Origin of the sequence: Azohydromonas sp. (assembly GCF_035325925.1) — a bacterium.
Lineage (GTDB): Bacteria > Pseudomonadota > Gammaproteobacteria > Burkholderiales > Burkholderiaceae_C > Calidifontimicrobium.
The window spans coordinates 166,541-181,520 of record NZ_DAOKZA010000001.1 but is presented as its reverse complement, the minus strand read 5'-3'; the positions used below and the strand labels follow the sequence as shown (position 1 = coordinate 181,520).

The 14,980-nt window shown below is 73.1% G+C and carries 15 protein-coding genes; 3 read left to right on the top strand and 12 right to left on the bottom strand.

Annotation, left to right across the window (positions count from 1 at the left end; genetic code table 11):
• Window positions 1-297 precede the first annotated feature (297 nt).
• Entirely contained in the window at window positions 298-2,052 is a 1,755-nt protein-coding gene (locus PKC53_RS00820; protein WP_324425294.1) for a hypothetical protein, read from the top strand.
• A gap of 16 nt (window positions 2,053-2,068) precedes the next feature.
• Here PKC53_RS00820 and PKC53_RS00815 read toward each other — a convergent pair whose 3' ends face one another.
• From PKC53_RS00815 to PKC53_RS00760, 12 genes are all read right to left on the bottom strand, one after another.
• Window positions 2,069-3,532, bottom strand: coding sequence for an AMP-binding protein (locus PKC53_RS00815; RefSeq protein WP_324425292.1), 1,464 nt, complete (start codon window positions 3,530-3,532; stop codon window positions 2,069-2,071).
• Entirely contained in the window at window positions 3,529-4,812 is a 1,284-nt protein-coding gene (locus PKC53_RS00810) for an acyl-CoA dehydrogenase (RefSeq protein ID WP_324425290.1), read from the bottom strand. Before PKC53_RS00810 ends, PKC53_RS00815 begins: the two co-directional genes overlap by 4 nt.
• 16 nt (window positions 4,813-4,828) lie before the next feature.
• Window positions 4,829-5,671 carry an alpha/beta hydrolase gene (locus PKC53_RS00805; RefSeq protein ID WP_324425289.1) on the bottom strand — a complete coding sequence of 281 codons (843 nt, stop codon included), beginning with the start codon at window positions 5,669-5,671 and terminating at the stop codon, window positions 4,829-4,831.
• Complete coding sequence (locus PKC53_RS00800; RefSeq protein ID WP_324425385.1) at window positions 5,668-6,678, bottom strand: peptidase M29; 1,011 nt, start codon at window positions 6,676-6,678, stop codon at window positions 5,668-5,670. Before PKC53_RS00800 ends, PKC53_RS00805 begins: the two co-directional genes overlap by 4 nt.
• 35 nt (window positions 6,679-6,713) lie before the next feature.
• Window positions 6,714-7,229: a flavin reductase family protein gene (locus PKC53_RS00795; RefSeq protein ID WP_324425287.1), complete on the bottom strand. Its 516-nt coding sequence runs from the start codon at window positions 7,227-7,229 to the stop codon at window positions 6,714-6,716.
• A gap of 142 nt (window positions 7,230-7,371) precedes the next feature.
• Complete coding sequence (locus PKC53_RS00790; protein ID WP_324425286.1) at window positions 7,372-7,842, bottom strand: molybdenum cofactor biosynthesis protein MoaE; 471 nt, start codon at window positions 7,840-7,842, stop codon at window positions 7,372-7,374.
• A gap of 10 nt (window positions 7,843-7,852) precedes the next feature.
• Window positions 7,853-8,101 (bottom strand): molybdopterin converting factor subunit 1, encoded by a 249-nt coding sequence (moaD, locus tag PKC53_RS00785; RefSeq protein WP_324425285.1) that lies wholly within the window; start codon window positions 8,099-8,101, stop codon window positions 7,853-7,855.
• Window positions 8,098-9,342, bottom strand: a complete 1,245-nt coding sequence (glp, locus tag PKC53_RS00780) for a gephyrin-like molybdotransferase Glp (RefSeq protein WP_324425283.1) — start codon at window positions 9,340-9,342, stop codon at window positions 8,098-8,100. The genes moaD and glp overlap by 4 nt, the downstream gene beginning before the upstream one ends.
• 16 nt (window positions 9,343-9,358) lie before the next feature.
• The gene (mobB, locus tag PKC53_RS00775) at window positions 9,359-9,907 is read right to left on the bottom strand and encodes a molybdopterin-guanine dinucleotide biosynthesis protein B (protein ID WP_324425280.1); all 549 of its coding nucleotides are present in this window, start codon (window positions 9,905-9,907) and stop codon (window positions 9,359-9,361) included.
• A gap of 8 nt (window positions 9,908-9,915) precedes the next feature.
• Window positions 9,916-11,337, bottom strand: coding sequence for a threonine synthase (thrC, locus tag PKC53_RS00770; RefSeq protein WP_324425278.1), 1,422 nt, complete (start codon window positions 11,335-11,337; stop codon window positions 9,916-9,918).
• Complete coding sequence (locus PKC53_RS00765) at window positions 11,334-12,698, bottom strand: homoserine dehydrogenase (RefSeq protein WP_324425276.1); 1,365 nt, start codon at window positions 12,696-12,698, stop codon at window positions 11,334-11,336. Before PKC53_RS00765 ends, thrC begins: the two co-directional genes overlap by 4 nt.
• A gap of 8 nt (window positions 12,699-12,706) precedes the next feature.
• On the bottom strand, window positions 12,707-13,933 hold the full coding sequence (locus PKC53_RS00760; RefSeq protein WP_324425274.1) for a pyridoxal phosphate-dependent aminotransferase: 1,227 nt from the start codon (window positions 13,931-13,933) through the stop codon (window positions 12,707-12,709).
• A 56-nt stretch (window positions 13,934-13,989) separates the two neighbouring features.
• Here PKC53_RS00760 and PKC53_RS00755 point away from each other — a divergent pair, with 56 nt between their 5' ends.
• Window positions 13,990-14,370, top strand: a complete 381-nt coding sequence (locus PKC53_RS00755) for an Mth938-like domain-containing protein (protein ID WP_324425272.1) — start codon at window positions 13,990-13,992, stop codon at window positions 14,368-14,370.
• A 114-nt stretch (window positions 14,371-14,484) separates the two neighbouring features.
• Complete coding sequence (locus PKC53_RS00750; protein ID WP_324425270.1) at window positions 14,485-14,961, top strand: peroxiredoxin; 477 nt, start codon at window positions 14,485-14,487, stop codon at window positions 14,959-14,961.
• Window positions 14,962-14,980 lie beyond the last annotated feature (19 nt).

Genomic DNA, 14,980 nt, shown 5'->3' with positions numbered 1-14,980 from the left:
CTCCGGTTGCCAGGGCAAGTGAGGCTGCCGGGCGCAGGTTTCAAGACCGGTCGCACGGCGACGCCGCCTGCGCGATGGCGCTGGTCGAGGGGCACCACGCCCCGCACCGGTGCAGAAGTTCACGCTCTTGCCGGTCGTTACCCTCCACTTGCGCCTCGCAATGCCGATCGGGTGGTCGAATGGCGTCGCGGTCGGTGCACGCCGTGTGCGCTGCGCCGGCCGGTGCCATCGCCTTCGCCTGCCGGCGGTCCTGGCGCGGTCCGGTCCGCCGGATGGTGCCCCAGACAGGAAACGACAATGACGATCAACGACATCGCAGGGCGGCCCCGGTCGGGAATCCGACCATCGCGCTGGCTGTGGACCTGGCTGCTGCTGTGTGCGGTGGCCGTGCTGGCCAGCGGCTGCGGCGGCGGCCCGAGCGCCACGCTGCAGGCGCCGCGCATCGTCGAGCATCCGGCCGACCGCACGGTGCGGCCCGGGGAAGCGGCCGGCTTCAGCGTGGTGGCCGAAGGCGCGCCGCCGCTGGCCTACCAGTGGCAGCGCGACGGCGTCGACATCCCCGGCGCCAACGAGGCGAGCTACGCACTGCCCGCCGCGACCGCCACCGACGCCGGCGCGCGACTGCGCGTCGTCGTGCGCGGCCCCAACGGCGAGACCGTCAGCGACGAGGCAACGCTGCGCGTCGAAGGCGCGCCCCCGCAGGTGGTCGCGCTGCTGCAACTCGGCGTGGTCTCGCCCGGTCAGCCGCTGGTGGTGACGGTGAAGCTGGCGGGCAACCCGCCGTTCCAGTACCAGTGGCTGCGCAACGGCGCGCCGATCGACGGGGCCACCGGCACCACCGACGAGTCGACGATCGCGATCGGCCCGCTGCCGCTGACCTTGGCCGACGACGGCGTGCGCGTCGCCGCGGTGGTCGCCAACGCCGACGGGGTGATCCGCTCCCCCGACGCGGTGATCTCGGTGGTCGGGCCGCGCAAGATCGCTGCCGGGTCGGCGCACACGCTCGCGACCGGCGCCGACGGCACGCTGTGGGCCTGGGGGTCGAACGCCTCCGGGCAGCTCGGTGACGGCGGCACCGCGAGCCGCGCCGCGCCGATGCCGGCAGGCGTGAGCGGCGTGGTCGCGACGGCCGCGGGCGACCACCATTCGCTGGCCCTGCGCGCCGACGGCACGGTCTGGGCCTGGGGCCGCAATGCCGACGGCGCCCTCGGCGACGGCAGCACCACCGACCGCAGCGTCCCGCAGCCGGTGCCGGGCCTGGACCGGGTGGTCTCGATCGCCGCCGGCGGCGGGCGTTCGTTCGCCGTGCGCGCCGACGGCACCGTGTGGGCCTGGGGCGAGAACGGCACCGGCGCGCTGGGCATCGGCACGCTGACGAACGCCACGACGCCGACCCAGGTCGGCGTCGGCAGCGCCGGATTCGGCAGCATCATCCGCGTCGCCGCGGGCCGGGCGCACACGCTGGCGCTGCGAGTGGACGGCAAGGTGTTCCAGTTCGGGGCCGTGCTGCCGACGACTCCCGCGACGACCGGCCCGCAGGTGCGCCCGTCGGCCATCGACGAACTGAAGAACGTGTCGATGATCGCCGCGGGCGACCAGCTGTCGGTCGCGCTCGACGTGAACGGCGCCGTGTGGTCGTGGGGACAGAACGACCGCGGCCAGCTCGGGTTGCCGAACACGGCCCGGCGCGCCGTGCCGACCCGCGTGACCGAACAGTCCGACGGGCTGCCGATGCCGCCGGTGCTGCGCATCGACGCCGGCGCCGACTTCGTGCTGGCCCGCGTCGTCGACGGCTCGATGCTGGCCTGGGGCGCAGGCGATGGCGGCCAGCTCGGCACCGGCGACCAGGCCGACCGTGCCGCGCCGACGCGGGTGGTGGCGTTCGCGCAGCCGCTGCGCTCGATCGCGGCAGGTGCCCGCCACGGCGTGGGCGAACTGTTCGACGGCAGCCTGAGCGCCTGGGGCCTCAACGACGCAGGTCAGCTCGGCATCACGCCGGCAGGCGGCGTCGTGCCGACGCCGACCGCGATTCCGGCGCTCGACCTGGACTGACGAGCCGGCGCCGGGGTCAATCCGGCGGGAGCCGCTGCCGAAGCGACGCGCGCTGCACCTTGCCCAGCGCGGTCTTCGGCAGCGCGTCGACGACGACGATGCGCCGCGGGTGCTTGAAACGCGCGAGCCGCGCGTCGAACAGGGCGCGCAGCGCCGCCTCGTCGACCCATCGGCCCGCGCGCGGCACGACTGCGAGCACCGGCACCTCGCCCCAGCGTGCATCGGGCACCCCGATCACCGCGCACTCGGCGACGTCGGGGTGGTGCGCGAGCAGGTTCTCGATCTCGGCCGGGTACACGTTCTCGCCGCCGGAGATGATCAACTCCTTGCTGCGGCCGACGACGGTGACGAAGCCGTCGGCGTCGGCGCGGGCCAGGTCGCCGCTGTGGAACCAGCCTTCGCGGTCGAAGCTGTCGGGGTGGTCGTCGCGGTGGTACGCGCGCATCAGGTTCGGTGCGCGCACGCGGATCTCGCCGACCTCGCCGGGCGCCGCGTCGCGTCCGTCGGCGCGCACCAGGCGCAACTGCACGCCGCGCGCGGGGCGGCCGGTGCTGCCGACGTGCGCCAGCGCCTCGCCGGGGCGCAGCACGATCGACACCGGCCCCGTCTCGGTGCTGCCCCAGACCTGCGCCACCGGCACGCCGCGCGCGTGGAAGGCCTCGATCAGCGGCGCCGGCACGATCTGCGAGCCGCTGTTGGCGAAGTCCAGCGACGACAGGTCGGCCTGCGGCCAGGTCGGGTGATCGACGAGCGCGCGCATCACCGCCGGCACCAGCAGGCTGGTCGTCGGCCGGTCGTGTGCCACCGCCGCGAACCACGCGTCGGGATCGAAGCGGGCGTGCAGCAGCACGCAGCCGCCGGCGGCGAGCGTGGGCAGCGTCTGGATCGCGAGGCCGCCGACGTGGAACAGCGGCAGCACCGCGAGCGCGCGCGTGCGTTCGTCGAGCCCCTGCGCGTCGATCGCGGCGTCGATGTTCGCGGCCATGCCGGCGGCCGTGTGCACCGCGCCCTTCGGCCGCCCGGTGGTGCCCGAGGTGTAGGCCAGCAGCAGGTCGCCGTCGCGGTGGCCGCCGGCGTGCGGTCGCGGCAGCGGCAGTTGGGCGCGCACCGCATCGGCCAGCGACAACATCGCCTCGTCGGCGTGCAGTTGCTGCAGCCCCGCGTGCTCGCCGATCGCCGCCAGCTCGGCCGCGGCGAGGCGCCAGTTCAGAGGCACGAAGCGCGCGCCGATGTGCTCGCAGGCGAACAGCGCCGCGAGCATCTCGACGCTGTTCAGGCCGAGCCAGCCCAGGCTGTCGCCCGCGGCGAGGCCATGGTCGCGCAGCCGCCCGGCCATCGCCACCACCGCCCCGGCCAGCCGGCGCCGGCTGACGACGAGGCCGCCGGCCACGAGCGCCGGTGCGTCGGGTCGCCGCTGCACCTGGGCGTGAATGCGCGCCCACGGCCCGTCGCCCGAGGTCGCGGGGGTGCTCGCGTTCACGCCTCGATCGCCTCGTCGCGTTCGCCGGCCTCGTACAGGCAGTCGCGCCCGAGGCGGTCGACGCACAGCTCGGCGGTCCACGGCAGCATCAGCGAGCCGCAGCGGCTGTCGCGGTACAGCCGTTCCAGCGGCAGGCTCTTGAGCATGCTCTGACCGCCGCAGGTGCGGATCGCCAGCCGGCAGATGTCGTTGGCGTTCTCCATGATCGTGTAGTGCGCCGCGAGCAGGCGCATGCGCGTGTCCTTGTCGGGGTCGACGCGGGCGTCGCGCGCGTTCTGCAGGAACAGGGCCCGCGTCTGCTCGAGCCTGATGCGCATCTCGGCCACCGCGACCTGCTTGGTCGGGTACATGCGCCGCTTGACCGGCGGCGTGCCGGGCACCTCGCCGCGCAGGTATTGCACCGTGAAGTCGTAGGCCGCCTGCGCGATGCCCATGTACGTCGGCGACAGCGTCGCGAACATGTGCGGGAAGCGGTTGGCGGCCTGGAAGTACATGCCCTCGGGCATCAGCCGCGCCTCGTCGGGCACGAACACGTCCTTGAACAGCAGCGTGCGGCTGACGGTGCCGCGCATGCCCAGGGGGTCCCAGTCGCCGGTGACGGTGACGCCCGGTGCGTCGGCGGGCACCGCCAGGTACAGCGAGTCGCGCTGCGTCGCACCGGGCCGGTCGAGCGTGCACAGCACGCCGTAGTAGTCGGCCGCGCCCGACAGCGACGCGAAGATCTTCTTGCCGTTGATCACGTAGCCGCCTTCGACCCGCGAAGCCAGCGTGCCCCACGGCGCCTTGCCTGCCGCCGCCGCGCCACCCTCGGAGAACGGCTGCGAGTAGATCCTGCCCTCGCCGACGATGCGCGCGTAGTGGATCGCGCGGATGCGCTCGTGGTCGGCGCGCTGCTCGGGTGTCATGTCGAGCGCGTCGGCGATGAAGCCGCTCCACATGCACGAGCACACGTGCATGTTGTACGACAGCGCGGTCGATCCGCACCAGCGTCCGATCTCGGCAGCGACCATGACGTAGGTCGCGAAGTCGGCGCCTTCGCCGCCGTGGGCCTTCGGCACGCAGATCGCCAGCAGCCCGGCGTCGCGCAGGTCGGCGTAGTTGTCGAACGGGAAGCTGGCCTCGCGGTCGTGGCGCTCGGCACGCGGCGCGAACTTCTCGCGACCCAGGCGCGCGGCGCGCTCGATCAGCTCGCGCTGCTGCGGCGTCAGCGTGGCGGGGTTGCCCGCGATGTGCGACGGCACGTAGCGCGAGACGGCGGATTCGGAGGGCACGGCAGCCATCGGTGGGGTCCTGTGGTCAAGAGTGTGCCGCCGCCACCGGCACGTGGCGGCGCAGGAAGTCGAGCAGCGCGGCGTGGAACGGCGCCGGCGCCTCCATGGCCGCGAGGTGGCCGACGCCGCCCAGGCAGACGTACTCGGCGCCGGGAATCGCCTGCGCCATGCGCGCCATCACGGCCGGCGACGCGTTGCGATCGTGCTCGCCGGCCAGGCACAGCACCGGCACCGCGATGCGCGCCAGGTCGGCGCGGCGGTCGAAGCCGACGATGGCGCGCAGCGCCGCGCGGTACGTGGCCTCGGGCACGCGCGCCATCACGGCGGCGCAGCGTTCGACGCGCGCCGGGTCGGCGTCGGGCGCGGCCATGCCGCGCGCCAGCCCCGGTGCCAGCGCCGCCATGCCCTGCCCGGCGTCGAGCGGCGCGAGGCGCTCGGCGAGGAAGCGCCGCTGCCAGTCGCCGCCGGGCTTGCCGAACGCCGGCGACGTGCCGCTGAGCACCAGCGCCTGCACCAGCGCCGGCCACGTCGCCACCAGTTCCTGCGCCACCATGCCGCCCATGCTGTGGCCGACGAGCACCGTGCGGCGCACGTGGTGGCGCCCGTGCAGCCACGCGAGCAGCGCCGCCACGGCGCCGGCGAGCCCGGCCATGTCGTACGGCTCGATCGGCGGCGACGCACCGTAGCCCGGCAGGTCGGGTGCGACCGCGAGGTAGCCGGCGCCGGCCACCACGGCGCCGGTGTCGCCGGTGTCGTCGCTCCACGCACCGCATCCGCCGCCGACGCCGTGCAGCATCACCACCGCGGTGTCGCCGCCGCCCCAGCGCAGGTGCGCCAGCGGCGCGTCGGTGATCGGTGTCGGCGTCACGCGAGCACCCCGCGGTCGACGACGACCGCGCCGTCGACCTCGACGGTGCAGCCGCGCAGCGGCAGGTCGAAGTGGCCGAGCGTGTGGCGGCCCGCGACCTCGTTGGCGCCGGTCGAGTAGAGGAAGTTGCCGCCGAAGGCGCGCAGCTCGGTGCCGTTGAAGTCGTGCTTGTCGTAGAACAGCATCGCGTCCCAGCGCGCGCGCCGGTTCAGCCCCCAGCCCACGTGGCTGACCGCGTACGCGCTGCGGCTGCCCTCGTGCGCCCGCCAGGCGGCGAAGTGGCCGCGCAGCATCTCGGCATCGGGCGAGTCGCCGTCGATCGCGACGACGTGGTCGTCGTCGATCGTCAGGCGCACCGCGTCGGCCAGGTAGCGCTTGAAGGTCAGGTTGACGTCGCCGCGGTCGAGCACCAGCGTGCCGCGCACGCTGCCGGCGGCGGGGAACGCCAGCACCAGGCCGCCCGGCCAGTGCGACAGCGTGCCCGGGCGGTCGGTGAAGCCCCACACGCCGCCGACACGTGCGCCGGCCAGGTCGATCGCCAGGTCGGTGCCGGCGTCGGACCGCACCGCCATGCGCTTCGCGGCCTTGAGCCGGCGCATCGCGTCGCGCACCGCCGCGTCGTCGCCCGGCTGCGGCACGCAGCGTTCGAGGATCTCCGGGTGCTCGTGGCTGACGTACAGCACGCGCGCGCCGCCGCCGAGCACCGCCGGCAGCTCGGGCGCGTGCATCAGCCCCTCGACGGTGCAGTCGGCGACGAAGGTGCAGCGCGACAGCGCGGCGACGACGGCGTCGAGGCCGCCGATCGCGTCCGACGCGCCGGTCGAGCGCACCGGCACCGGCGTGGTCACCGGCCGCTGCGGCAGCACGAGGCGGAACGGCCGCGCGCCCAGCCGCGCCAGCGCTAGCTCGGCGAGCGCGACCAGGTCGGGCCGGCTCGCGCTCTCCGACAGCACGGCGCACACGTCGCCGGGCTTCACGGCGCACAGCGCGAACACCTGCGCGAACATGTCGATCCAGCGTGGCTCGAGTCGCGTGTGGGCGTTCACAGGATCTCCCCCAGCAGGTGGTAGCGTCCGCCGTGGAACACCAGCGGCGGCAGCATCGCGTCGGCCAGCCGCAGCACGCGGCCGATGAACAGCAGGTGGTCGCCGGCGACCTGGTGCGACGCGCGCTCGCACTCGAACACCGCCGCGGCGCCCCCCAGCAGCGGCGCGCCGCCGGCGCCGTCGTGCCACACGCCTTCGCCGAACTTGTCGGGCACCGCGCTGGCGAAGCGGCGCGACAGCTCGATCTGGTCCTCGGCAAGCACGTTGACCGCGAAGTGCGACGCCGCGGCGAACGGCTCGGCGCTCGGGCTGGTGCGTCGCAGCGACCACAGCACCAGCGGCGGGTCGAGCGACAGCGCGTTGAACGAGTTGCACGTCAGTCCGACCGCGTCGCCGCGCGCGCCGCGGCAGGTGACGATGGTCACGCCGGTCGCGAAACGCCCGAGCGCGGCGCGCAGTTCGAGCGGGGTCGGCGGCGGCAGCGCCACGGGATCGTCGATGGGCCGGTGCATCGTCGGGATCATGCCTGCAAGTGCGGGCTCGCGCCCGCTCGCCGCGACGCACTCGGCCGGCCGCGGCACGGCGACGCGGGCGGGCGCCGCAGGTCGCTGCGTCGACGCACCGGCGTCGCCTGCGATCCGCCCCGCGGCGACCTCACGCGTTCGGCTTCGCGACGCCCCAGCGCGCCAGCGCGGCGTCGTCGGCGACGCGGGCGTCGACCCAGCGGCTGCCCTCGGGCGTGTGTTCCTTCTTCCAGAACGGCGCCTGCGTCTTCAGGTGGTCCATCAGGAACTCGCAGGCCTGGAACGCCTGGCCACGGTGCGCCGAGGTGACGGCGACGAGCACGATCTGGTCGGTCGGCCGCAATGCCCCGACGCGGTGGATCACCCGCGCGGCGCGGATGTCGAAGCGGCGCATCGCCTCGTCGATCATGGCCTCGATCGACGTCTCGGTCATGCCGGGGTAGTGCTCGAGCTCCATGCGGGCGACACCGCTGCCGTCGTTGCGGTCGCGCACCGTGCCGACGAACGCCGCGACCGCGCCGACGCCGGCGTCGCCGGCGCGCAGCGCGGCGACCTCGGCCGCCAGGTCGAAGTCGTCGGTCTGGATCGACACGCGCGGCATCGCGACGACCTCAGCCGCCGGTGACCGGCGGGAAGAACGCGACCTCGGCGCCGTCGGCCAGCGCCGCGGACTCGTCGCTCATCGTCTGGTCGACCGCGCAGCGCACCGCGCGGCCGCGCGCCAGCGCCTCGGCGTGACGGCCGCCGCGCGCGATCAGGTGGTCGCGCAGCGCGGCCACCGTGCCGCCGGCCAGTTCGACCGTCTCGCCCGGACCGAGCGCCTCGCGCAGCGAGGCGAAGTAACGCACCGTCAGTCTCATCCGTTCACCAGTGTCGACAGCGGCAAGTAGCGTACCCGATCGCCGGCGCGGATGGCCTGCCCAGGCGGGTTGTCCACGATGCCGTCGGCCCACACCACCGAGGTCAGCACGCCCGAGCTCTGGTTGCCGAACAGCTCGAGGCGGCCGTCGCCGCCCAGGCGCACGCGCAGGAACTCGCGCCGCCGGTCCGGCTTCGGCCAGTCGAAGCCGGCGATCATCGGCAGCGCCGCGGGCAGCGCGGTGTCGGCGCCCTGCAGCGCGTTGAGCACCGTGCGCACCGCGAGCACGAAGGTGACGAAGCTCGACACCGGGTTGCCCGGCAGGCCGAGGAACAGCGCCTCGCCGCGACGGGCGTCGCCTGCGCGGCGGCGCACGGCGCCGAACGCCAGCGGCTTGCCGGGCTTCATCGCCACCTGCCAGAGCTCGACGCGGCCCTCGGCGGCGACCGCGGGCCTGATGTGGTCCTCCTCGCCGACCGACACGCCGCCCGAGGTGAGGATCAGGTCGTGCGCGCGCGCCGCCTCGCGCAGCGCGTCGCGCGTGGCGTCGAGCCGGTCGGGCACGATGCCCAGGTCGCTGACCTCGCAGCCTGTGGCCTGCAGCAGCCCACGCAGCGTGTAGCGGTTGCTGTTGTAGATCGCGCCGGGCGGCAGGTCCGGTGGCGCGACGGCGCCGGGCATGATCAGCTCGTCGCCGGTCGAGAACAGCGCCACGCGCGCTCGCCGCACCACGACCAGCGTCGCCGCACCGACGGTGGCGGCCAACCCGAGCGCCTGCGGCGTCATCCGCGTGCCGGCGGCGAGCACGGCGGCGCCGGCGTGCACGTCCTCGCCGCGCCGGCGGATCCACTGCCCGGGCCGCGGCGCCTCGCGCACGCGGATGCCGCCGCCGTCGACGGCGTCGACGAGTTCCTGCATCACCACCGCGTCGGCGCCGGGCGGGATCGGTGCGCCGGTGAAGATGCGCGCCGCGCTGCCGGGTGCCAGCGGTTCGCCCACGTGACCGGCGGCGATGCGCTGCACCACCGGCAGCACCGCGTCGGGCGTCGCGGCGTCGGCCGCGCGCAGCGCGTACCCGTCCATCGAGGTGTTGTCGGCCGGCGGCACGTCGATCGCCGACGTCACGTCGGCGGCGAGCACGCGGCCCAGCGCGTCGAAGGTCGACACCGTCTCGACCTCGGCGATGCGCGCGGCCGACGCGCCTGCGGCCAGGCGTGCGAGCGCCTCGTCGAGGCTCAGCATGGGGGGGCGAGCGGGCTCAGTCATGGCGGTCGACGTCGGGACGGAGTTGGAGACGCTCGCCCTGCGCGCGCAGCCAGGCGACGAGGCCGGGTGCGTCGTCGAGCGCGAACACCGGCCGTCCGGGCGGCACCGGCAGCGCCTGGGGCCGGTCGGTGGCGACGGCGATCACCCACGGGTCGTCGGGGTACAGCGGCGCGTCGCCGCGCGCGGCGGCCACCGCCGCGCGCCAGACCTCGACCTTGGGGATCGCGGCGTGCTTGAAACCCTCGACCAGCGCCCAGTCGGTGCGTGCGAGTTCGCCGAGCAGGTCGCGCACGTCGGGCAGCGCCTCGACGTCGAACTCGCGCAGCAGCGCCAGCCGCTTCGACGACGCGACCAGCACCTCGCAGGCGCCGGCCTCGCGCAGGCGGTGGCTGTCCTTGCCGGGGCGGTCGAGGTCGAAGCCGACGTGCGCGTGCTTGATCACCGAGGCGCGTTCGCCGCCGCGGCGCAGTGCCGCGACGATGCGCTCGAGCAACGTGGTCTTGCCACTGCCCGAGGCGCCGCAGAAGCCCACGACCTTCATGCGCGCCCTCAGCCGCCGGCGTGCTGCTCGATGTAACGCCGCACCGCCTCGACCTGCGCCGGCAGCACCGTGAAACGCCGCGGCAGCGACTCCAGCGCCGCGAGCGCGGCCGGCCTGTCGGGTTCGCGGCCCAGCGCCTCGCGGATCGTCGCCGCGAACTTGGCCGGCAGCGCGGTCTCGAGCACGATCATCGGCACGCCGGGATCGAGGTGCTCGCGCGCGACCTTCAGCCCGTCGGCGGTGTGCGTGTCGATCATCACGCGGTGGCGCTGCCAGGTGTCGCGGATCGTCGCGACGCGGTCGGCGTGCGCGCTGCGCCCCGAGACGAAACCGAAGTCCGCGACGCGGGCGAACTCGCCGGGCGCGAGCGTGAAGCCGCCGCGCTGCGGCACCTGCACGCCGAACAGGTCGGCGGTGCGCACCGCCGCAGCCGGGTCGTGGCCGAGCAGGTCGAACACGAAACGCTCGAAATTGCTCGCCTTGCTGATGTCCATCGACGGGCTCGACGTCTCGTGCGTCTCGGCGCTGGCGCGCACGCGGTAGGTGCCGGTGCGGAAGAACTCGTCGAGCACGTCGTTCTCGTTGGTCGCGCACACCAGCCGGTGGATCGGCAGCCCCATCATGCGCGCGACGTGGCCGGCGCAGATGTTGCCGAAGTTGCCCGACGGCACCGCGAAGCTCACGCGCTCGTCGTTCGACCGGGTCGCCTGGAAGTAGCCGGCGAAGTAGTAGACGACCTGCGCCAGCAGCCGCGCCCAGTTGATCGAGTTGACGGTGCCGATGGCCCAGCGGCGCTTGAACTCGAGGTCGTTGCTGACCGCCTTGACGATGTCCTGGCAGTCGTCGAACACGCCCTCGATCGCGAGGTTGTGGATGTTCGCATCCTGCAGGCTGAACATCTGCGCCTGCTGGAACGGGCTCATGCGGCCGTGCGGGCTGAGCATGAACACGCGGATGCCGCGCTTGCCGCGCATCGCGTACTCGGCGGCGCTGCCGGTGTCGCCCGAGGTCGCGCCGAGGATGTTCAGCCGCTGCCCGCGTCGCGCCAGTTCGTACTCGAACAGCTGCCCGAGCAGCTGCATCGCCATGTCCTTGAACGCCAGCGTCGGGCCGTTGGACAGCGCCTCGAGGTGCAGCCCCTCGCCCAGCGGCTTCAGCGGCACGACCGCGTCGGTGCCGAACACCTCGCGCGTGTACGTCCTGCGCGCCAGCGCGCGCAGGTCGCCGGCCGGGATGTCGTCGACGTACAGCGACAGGATCTCGAACGCGAGGTCCGCGTACGACAGGCCGCGCCAGCGCGCGAGCGTCGAGGCGTCGACCCGCGGGTAGTGGGTCGGCAGGTACAAGCCGCCGTCGGGCGCCAGACCCTCGAGCAGGATGTCGCAGAAGCCGCGCGGCGTGGTGTCGCCGCGGGTGCTGATGTACTTCACGCGAGCTCTTCCTTGCGCAGGCTGACGATCGGCGCCAGCACGGTGGGCAGCGCCTGCATCTGCGCGATCGCGCGACGCATGTCGCCCTCGACGGTGTCGTGCGTGAGGATGATGACGTCGGTCTTGCTCTCGCCTTCGGCCGACTCGCGTTGCAGCAACGCGTCGATCGAGATGCCGTGCTCGGCGAGGATGCCGGTGATGCGCGCCAGCACGCCGGCCTGGTCGGCCACCTGCAGCCGCAGGTAGAAGGCGGTGACGACCTGCTCGATCGGGAGGATCGGCGTGTCGGCGAGCGCCTCGGGCTGGAACGCGAGGTGCGGCACGCGGTGGTCGGGGTCGGCGGTGTGCAGCCGCGTGACGTCGACCAGGTCGGCGATCACCGCCGAGGCCGTCGGCTCGCTGCCCGCTCCCTTGCCGTAGTACAGCGTGGTGCCCACGGCGTCGCCGTGCACGACGACGGCGTTCATCGCGCCTTCGACGTTGGCGATCAGCCGCTTCGCCGGCACCAGCGTGGGGTGCACGCGCAGCTCCAGCCCCTGGTCGCGGCGCCGCGTGATGCCCAGCAGCTTGATGCGGTAACCGAGCTGCTCGGCGTAGCGCAGGTCGGCGGCCTGCAGCCGCGTGATGCCCTCGACGTGCGCGCGGTCGAACTGCACCGGCACGCCGAACGCGATCGCGCTCATGATCGTCGCCTTGTGCGCCGCGTCGACGCCCTCGATGTCGAAGGTCGGGTCGGCCTCGGCGTAGCCCAGCCGTTGCGCCTCCTCGAGCACGACGTCGAAGTCGAGCCCCTTGTCGCGCATCTCGCTGAGGATGAAGTTGGTCGTGCCGTTGATGATGCCGGCGATCCACTCGATGCGGTTCGCGCTCAGCCCCTCGCGCAGCGCCTTGATGATCGGGATGCCGCCGGCCACCGCGGCCTCGAACGCGACCATCACGCCGCGCTCGCGCGCTGCGGCGAAGATCTCGTTGCCGTGCACCGCCAGCAGCGCCTTGTTCGCCGTGACGACGTGCTTGCCGGCGGCGATCGCCTCGAGCACCAGCGCCTTGGCGATGCCGTAGCCGCCGATCAGCTCGACGACGATGTCGATGTCGGGGTTCGCGATCACCTGGCGCGCGTCGGCGACGACCTGCGCGCGCCCGCCGACCACGGCCTTCGCGCGCGCGGTGTCGAGGTCGGCGACCATCGTGATCTCGATGCCCCGGCCGGCGCGGCGGCGGATCTCGGCCTGGTTGCGCGCCAGCACGTGGAAGGTGCCGCTGCCGACGGTGCCGATGCCGAGCAGGCCGACCTGGACGGGATGGGCTTCGACGTCACGCCGCCCGGCGGCGTGGGTCTGCCCTGCGGGGCTTGTGGTCATGGTGGGGTTCACGCCGTGTGGCGCTTGCGGTAGTGCTCGAGGAAACGCGCGATGCGCCCGATCGCCTCCGCGAGGTCGTCGGAGTTGGGCAGGAACACGAGGCGGAAGTGGTCGGGGTGCGGCCAGTTGAAGCCGCTGCCCTGCACGATCAGCACCTTCTCGTCGGCGAGCAGGTCGTAGGCGAACTGCTGGTCGTCGGTGATGGGGTAGACCCGGGGGTCGAGCCGCGGGAACATGTACAGGGCGGCCTTGGGCTTGACGACGCTGACCCCGGGGATCTGGCCGAGCAGCTCGCACGCGAGGTCGCGCTGGCGCGTCAGCCGCCCGCCCGGCGCGACCAGGTCCTTGATGCTCTGGTAGCCGCCGAGCGCGGTCTGGATCGCCAGTTGCCCCGGCGTGTTGGCGCACAGGCGCATCGACGCGAGCATGTTCAGCCCCTCGATGTAGTCCTTCGCGTGACGCTTGTCGCCGCTGACGATCATCCAGCCCGCGCGGTAGCCGCAGCTGCGGTAGTTCTTCGACAGGCCGTTGAAGGTCACGCACAGCACGTCGTCGGCCAGCGACGCGACGCTGGTGTGCACGTTGCCGTCGTACAGCGTCTTGTCGTAGATCTCGTCGGCGAACACGATCAGCTGGTGCGCTCGCGCGATCTCGACGATCTCCTTCAGCAGCTCGGGCGGGTACAGCGCGCCGGTCGGGTTGTTCGGGTTGATGACGACGATGCCGCGCGTGTTCGGCGTGATCTTGCGGCGCATGTCGTCGAGGTCGGGCAGCCAGCCGGCGCCCTCGTCGCACAGGTAGTGCACCGGCCGCCCGCCCGACAGCGACACCGCGGCGGTCCACAGCGGATAGTCGGGCGCGGGCACGAGGATCTCGTCGCCGTTGTCGAGCAGCGCGTTGAGCGCCATCACGATCAGCTCGGAGGCGCCGTTGCCCAGGTACACGTCGTCGACGGTGACGCCGGCGATGCCCTTCTCCTGCGTGTAGTGCACCACCGACTTGCGCGGCGCGAACAGGCCCTTGCTGTCGGTGTAGCCCGCGGCCGACGGCAGGTTGCGGATCATGTCCTGCACGATCTCGTCGGGCGGGTCGAAGCCGAACACGGCGAGGTTGCCGATGTTGAGCTTGATGATCTTGTGCCCCTCCTCCTCCATCTGCCGCGCCTTGTCGAGCACGGGGCCGCGGATGTCGTAGCAGACGTCGGCGAGCTTGCTGGACTTGACGATGGGCTTCACGGACTCGGGCTCCAGGGGTCGGTGGCGCGCACGGGCGCGACCTAGAATTATCCCGTATGAAGCTGCAGCCCGACCGCCTCGAGGGCGTCAACGTGATCTCGCGCCACGACGCCGGGCGGGTCTGGGTCAACGCGGTCGAGTGGCGTTCGAGCGTGCTCGTGCCTTGGCGCGGCGACGCGCTGCCGTGGCCGGCGGCGCGCCTGGCCGACCTCACCGCCGCGCACTTCGAGCAACTGCTCGCGCTGCAGCCCGAACTGGTCATATTCGGCTCCGGCGCGAAGCTGCGTTTCGTGTCGCCGGCGCTGCAGCGCGCGCTGATCGAGCGGCGCATCGGCGTCGAGACGATGGACACCGCCGCCGCCTGCCGCACCTACAACGTGCTCGCCAGCGAGGGGCGCACGGTGGCCGCGGCACTGCTCGTCGAGCCCGCCGACTGAGCCGCGCGCACCTGCGCGACGCCGGGGCACGCCAGGCCGAGCCCCTATAATTCGCGCTTGCCGTCGAAGCGGCAGCACCGCCGAGGTGCAGCATCCACAGGCCAAGAATTCCCCATGACGCCAGCCCTGAACAAGCCCCTTCCGGAATTCGAAGCGCTCGCCACCGGCGGCGTGAAGTTCACGCCCCAGGCCTTCGCCGGCAAGGCGATCGTGCTGTACTTCTACCCGAAGGACAACACACCGGGCTGCACCACCGAGGCCATGCAGTTCCGCGACCGCCACAAGGACTTCCTGAAGGCCGGCGCGGTGGTGTTCGGCGTGTCGCGCGACAACATGGCCTCGCACGACAAGTTCAAGAGCAACCTCGAACTGCCGTTCGAGTTGATCGCCGACACCGAAGAGAAGCTGTGCCACATGTTCGGCGTCGTGAAGAACAAGATCATGTACGGCAAGAAGGTCAAGGGCATCGAGCGCAGCACCTTCCTGATCGGCCCCGACGGCGTGCTGCGCGCCGAGTGGCGCGGCATCAAGGTGGCCGGCCACGTCGACGAGGTGCTCAAGGCCGTCAAGTCGCTCAAGCAGCCGGCCTGATCCCACGCCCGACAAGCCG

Coding starts and splice junctions, on each gene's coding strand:
- PKC53_RS00820 (WP_324425294.1), top strand. CDS start 298: ATGACGATCAACGACATCGCAGGGCGGCCCCGGTCGGGAATCCGACCA.
- PKC53_RS00810 (WP_324425290.1), bottom strand. CDS start 4,812: ATGGCTGCCGTGCCCTCCGAATCCGCCGTCTCGCGCTACGTGCCGTCG.
- PKC53_RS00800 (WP_324425385.1), bottom strand. CDS start 6,678: ATGTTCGCGCAGGTGTTCGCGCTGTGCGCCGTGAAGCCCGGCGACGTG.
- PKC53_RS00795 (WP_324425287.1), bottom strand. CDS start 7,229: ATGCACCGGCCCATCGACGATCCCGTGGCGCTGCCGCCGCCGACCCCG.
- PKC53_RS00790 (WP_324425286.1), bottom strand. CDS start 7,842: ATGCCGCGCGTGTCGATCCAGACCGACGACTTCGACCTGGCGGCCGAG.
- moaD (WP_324425285.1), bottom strand. CDS start 8,101: ATGAGACTGACGGTGCGTTACTTCGCCTCGCTGCGCGAGGCGCTCGGT.
- glp (WP_324425283.1), bottom strand. CDS start 9,342: ATGCTGAGCCTCGACGAGGCGCTCGCACGCCTGGCCGCAGGCGCGTCG.
- mobB (WP_324425280.1), bottom strand. CDS start 9,907: ATGAAGGTCGTGGGCTTCTGCGGCGCCTCGGGCAGTGGCAAGACCACG.
- PKC53_RS00765 (WP_324425276.1), bottom strand. CDS start 12,698: ATGACCACAAGCCCCGCAGGGCAGACCCACGCCGCCGGGCGGCGTGAC.
- PKC53_RS00755 (WP_324425272.1), top strand. CDS start 13,990: ATGAAGCTGCAGCCCGACCGCCTCGAGGGCGTCAACGTGATCTCGCGC.
- PKC53_RS00750 (WP_324425270.1), top strand. CDS start 14,485: ATGACGCCAGCCCTGAACAAGCCCCTTCCGGAATTCGAAGCGCTCGCC.